General features: G+C 56.4%; 2 protein-coding genes. Both read right to left on the bottom strand.

Going from position 1 to position 1550, the window contains the following annotated elements; all coding sequences use genetic code 11:
- Window positions 1-256, bottom strand: a 256-nt coding sequence (locus Mth01_RS30530; protein ID WP_407695989.1) for an RloB family protein, incomplete at its 3' end; no start/stop codon positions are given.
- Between the two features lie 77 nt (window positions 257-333).
- Window positions 334-1550 (bottom strand): AAA family ATPase (locus tag Mth01_RS29245; protein ID WP_204019193.1); only part of this gene is annotated, 1217 nt, incomplete at its 5' end.

Below are 1550 nucleotides of genomic sequence, written 5' to 3'. Positions count from 1 at the left end.
TCTCATGTGTCCGCGCGAGATCAATCGCCTGTGCCAGATTCGGGTGATTTTTCGGCCATTCTACGTCAAAAATGCACCAGCATTCATCGATCTCGGGGTCAGACTTACACTCTATCGCTTTTCTAACCAGCGTGAGCGGCACCCCCTGGTCGGGATGAATTTGTATATTCAGTGCCGTGTTCTCGGCTATGTGCGGGAGTCTCCTCAGTCCATTTACATAATCAGGCTCCGAGTTCTGCCCTTCGCAAAATACCATCATTGTGCGGAGTTCGGGCCGCTTTTCGGCGGTTCTTCTCAGCGGTCTTCCGCCTCGTTGGCGCCTACCCGAGACCATCAGCCGATCAATCCAAGAGCACGCAACAGGGAAGTTTGATCCACTTGAGGCAGAGCACCGAATCTGCCGTGAAGGTAGGCGTTCTCAAGGTTCTGGGATTTCCGCACGCGCTCTCCGGCGAACTCGGCCAGTGCGCCGAGGCGGGTGGAGCCGTCGGCCCGCTTTTCGGTGAGCCATACTTCATCTCTGTTCAGATAGTTCAGGAGACTTGTATCGTGAGACGTGAAGATCAGTTGAGCGCCACGAGGGTTGGTGACAGGGTTGTGAAAGATGCGAAGCAACTCCGCTGACAGGGTCGGATGCAGACTCGCGTCCAGCTCATCGAAGAGAACAACCGATCCCTGCTGAAGAGCGGTTAGCACCGGGCCAATGAGAGCAAACCATGTTCTCGTTCCCTCGGACTCAGCGTGCCAGTCGAACGGTACGCTCTCCTCCGAGGTCTTATGGACCAGCCGAATTCTACGTTGGGTACGCACCTCAGAGTCGGGGTAGCCGACCTCTTGTCTATCTATAATTACGTCTTCGATGCCAAGGTCGGCTAGACGCAACAGCGCCAGTGCCTGCTGTCGAGTCCCGATAATTCTGGCGCCAAAGTCGCCTTCGTCGAAAAGAGCGAGTTGGTCGTTCGCTTCTTCGAACCAGCGAACAGTGGGGCGAGAAAAAGAGCTTCGAAGTGCTCCTGACGGGAAGCTCGTCCTGCGCCTGAGCGTGCGGCCGATGTTCTGTATGCCCAGGAGCTCGCGAGTGAAGTTGGACACCAGTGGCTCGTCAAATCGCCGAGCAATTGAGAGGGCCAGCGTCCTGTGCGTCAGGAGTTCGCGGGTCCCGGATAGTCCACCAAGCCCCCTTTGCAGCTTCAGCTCCAATTCTTCTCTTTCAAATACTCGCCTGCGCTTCTTCTCGGGGTAATGAAAGAGCCCTTCGTAGATCACATGCTCACGATCCGCTTCGAGCATGTATTCAAACCGGACACCATTGATCGCGATCTCGATGCTGAGTTCAGTTGCGGAGGCAGGGCCATCACCAAAGGCAAACGGTTCGACCGGGATCTCATCCTCCCAAATACGAAGAGAATGCTGAACCGCGTCGCGCAGCCAGGAGAGCGCGGCTATAACATTTGACTTTCCTGAGGCATTTGGCCCGTACACCGCCGCAACATGCAGGAGGCTCTCTCCGAGCAGCGGCGCCGGACGTGCCTCTTCGCGATCCCGATCAA

Source organism: Sphaerimonospora thailandensis (genome assembly GCF_016863115.1).
Classification (GTDB): domain Bacteria; phylum Actinomycetota; class Actinomycetes; order Streptosporangiales; family Streptosporangiaceae; genus Sphaerimonospora; species Sphaerimonospora cavernae.
The sequence above is the reverse complement of the archived record's forward strand: the minus strand, read 5'-3'. Positions and strand labels throughout refer to the sequence as shown.